We start from the raw sequence: 3,243 nt of genomic DNA, 5'->3' as shown, positions 1-3,243 counted from the left end.
GCAGCCACACTCGCTGCGTTATCACTTGTCACTGCATCACTACTTGTCACTGCATCATCCGCGCCATCGGTGTCACTCACCGTCTGGACTGCTATTACACTACCATCTTCATCACTCATCGATCAATGCTCCTTTAGCATCTGTAAAAAATCCTCTGGTGCTGCCAACTTAAGCTCAGATTCGAGCCACAACCCGTAGTCTCGCAAGCCAGCGTTCCTCGCATGCTTGTACGGGTCCGCGTCAAATGTTGTGCCCCATGTCCCTGCAGTTGTTAAGCACCTGTGCATGAACGCCCGGCCAGGCCTGTCGCTCATCAGTTTACGTATCCGCAGCAGCTCCAGTTCCCGCGATTCTACACCTTTAGATAGCTTTTGACTATCAATCTCGTCGTACGGCACTACTGCGCACCTGCTTGCTGCATAGCGGCATTGAGGACGCTGTCACCAGCCGTGCTTGTCTCGGATGCGGTCTTTGCAACGTTCGCACTCTGCTCTGCCTGCGCCATCGCTTGCGCTTGTGCCTGAGCTTGTGCTTCCGCGTCGGCCATCGCTTGCGCTTCATCATTGCTGTTCACCATGGCCGGGTCCACACCCAGTGCTCCTGCGTACTCATCCACGGACTTGTTAATATTGATCTTGTGACGTGCAGCTGGCCAGACGGCCGACACCGCGCTGGTGTACTGTGTAAGCCTGTCGATCGCGCCAGTCGCGACCAATCGCTGTGCTTGCGCTAGCACCGAGACGTACTCAACTGACAGGTCCCTGTCGCGTAGCTCTTCAGGCGGCTCCGGTAGCACCCCATTGTCTTGCAACAGGTCAAACGTTCGATCGATGATCGGGTCTAACAGTTCTGTGTGTAATCTCTCTAGCACAGGCCCGAGCATAAGTAGCTTTTCTTCGTGCTTTTCAGCGACTTCTCGTGCAGTTATATCACGACGATCGGTCTCTGCAAGCATCAAGAATAAAGGTTTGTAGAACGCGACGTCGATGCGCCTCTCGATCTTTTCAATCTTATTTTCGACAGCCACCAGGTTAGGTTTAAAGTCGTATATACTCGACAGCCCCCCGCCGGTAGTTGGAACCGCGATGACGTCGCCCGCGCCTACCCGACCGTTATCAAGCGCGTTTTTGATCGTCGAGGGACCCTGCAAAGGTGGGTCTGCTTCTTTATCCACCATCTGAGCATGACGCCTCTCGGCAAGCTGTAGAGCTTTCGTATCGCCGAGCGCGGTCATCCCTGGACAGTCTGTCGCATACGCGTCTTCCGCTGTGACATCCCACCTGGGTACCACGACCGGAAACCGGTTAAACCCTGACTCTCGTAAAAACTGGTTAGGTTTAACGCCTTTGCCCTTACCAGTCTCATAGTAAACCGATCTAAAAGCTTTATGTCGTGCGAGGGGGCTGCTCCGATCTCTGTCGTCGTTCGGCTCAATCGCGTGCACAAGATGCACCCATGCCTCGGTGTCGCCTCGGTTCCATTGATCTCGGACTGGTGCGCTCACGTTATTGATACCGAACCCTTTGACGAGCTGGCCGACTGTCTCTGCATACTCGCGGTAGAACGTGTCAGCCTCATTTTTACCATTCAGAGCTACCATGTAGCTTCCGACGGTGTACGGACGGCACCAGATCACATTCTCAAAGTCGTGGTATACGCCCATGGCACCGATAGCAAACACTCCCAGCTCGCTGTATATCTGATGTAAAGAGTTATAAAGATTCGAGTGCGCGTATACTTTATACATGAGCTGCTGCACTGCGTGCAGCCACATCTTCACCGCTTGACTCTCATCGAGCGCGATGTCTCCTGACGACAGTCGGAACCACGGTCTGGCTGGGGATGTAACGCCCGCCATTAGCCCCGATGACAGCACTCGCGACGCGACGCGGCTTGTGTTGTTAATCTGTCTAGTGTTGCGTTTATGACCCTTGTTATTGTCATTATTTGAGACAAGGAACCTCCCCCGATGCGCCAGATGATAGTCCGACAGCTCTCGATATAGGGGTATGAAAGATGATCTTTCACTTCTTAAACTGCTTAATCGTTTATTAAAACTCGCGATACTAGGCATAGTCGTACAGCCTCGCATGCCAGGAGCACCCGACTTCTGATCCCGCGGACTCAGGCCACCCGCTCACTTTTGTGATCGACAGCTCCGGAGCGAAATAGTCCAACAGCATCTCCCCCGTCGGGTTGTTGCGGATGTACTCGACATCTTTGAAAAGATACACCCCATCAGTGATCTCCCCCTGTAAGTCAGTCGATCGGATACGCAGGTTTACACGACGGTTTTGAGTCTCACCGCAGTGCCACCCCCGGACGTGGAGCGTTTTGCCCATAGGCACCATGTAGTGGGGCACCATGCTCTGGTTGCCTCCCGCTGCGATCATGTTGTACACCCGGCCATCGTCAGTCTTGCGGTACACTTTGATGTGGCCGATCGCGACGCTGCTCGTGCCAAGACCTGCAACAGAGAAATTGTTAATGTATCGGACGTCGGACACTGACAGGTCGACAGGTGTTTGACCTGCCGTCGCCATCGTGAGCTGTTGCGCTGCCCCTGCGCCGTCCAGGTAGTCAAATCTAACTGCCTGCGCACCGATCCCACCAGCCGCATCATCGTCACTCTCGCACACGAACGTCATCTGTTCGCCTGCTGACGCAGGGGTAGGGACCTCGGTCGTAGATGTGGGTGCCGGGGATAGTTTATTGAACATGCATATGTCTTCGCCAGCAGCAGTATCCCCCATGTCTTTGCGCTCGCCGAACTTCTGTATCGGGGTGTATGCCCCGAGCATCGTCACTGCGACGGCGGACTGTGTTGACATCGCGAGGACCCACACGTGAGTCGTGACCATATCCAACTGCAGTATGGGGTCATCTCCACCGAGAACGTGATATACCGGGTTAGCTCTTGCGGGCTGAGTCGCGCTGAATGTGACCCGTACAGAGTCACGCATCGACTGTATCAGCATCCCTGTCGAGGACGCCGGGTTGCTAGTGACCCTCACATACTGCGAGAGGTCGAGCGTTACGAGAGTGGTACTCATCTACTGCCCGAGCAAAGTTTTGGTAGTGGTAGCGCCGAACGATGTCACCCCCGCGCCTGATGTCAAGATCGATCCACTGCGACCCTGTGACGCTGCACGACGTCTGCGTGCGTCTGCTCCCCCGCCGATAGATGCTTCTGCATCAGGGAGTCGGGGAGCCTCGGGTGCTTTCGGTGGGGGTGTCGGTGGT

2 protein-coding genes are annotated in these 3,243 nt (G+C 55.0%); both read right to left on the bottom strand.

Annotated features, from left to right (window positions below):
- Positions 1-397 precede the first annotated feature (397 nt).
- Positions 398-2,074: a phage tail protein gene (locus tag GY937_10520; GenBank protein ID MCP5057144.1), complete on the bottom strand. Its 1,677-nt coding sequence runs from the start codon at positions 2,072-2,074 to the stop codon at positions 398-400.
- Positions 2,067-3,053, bottom strand: a complete 987-nt coding sequence (locus GY937_10515; protein MCP5057143.1) for a hypothetical protein — start codon at positions 3,051-3,053, stop codon at positions 2,067-2,069. Before GY937_10515 ends, GY937_10520 begins: the two co-directional genes overlap by 8 nt.
- Positions 3,054-3,243: the final 190 nt, after the last annotated feature.

The sequence above is a fragment of the bacterium genome, assembly GCA_024228115.1.
In the GTDB taxonomy this organism is placed as follows: domain Bacteria; phylum Myxococcota_A; class UBA9160; order UBA9160; family UBA6930.
This window is presented reverse-complemented; position numbering and strand designations above follow the sequence as displayed.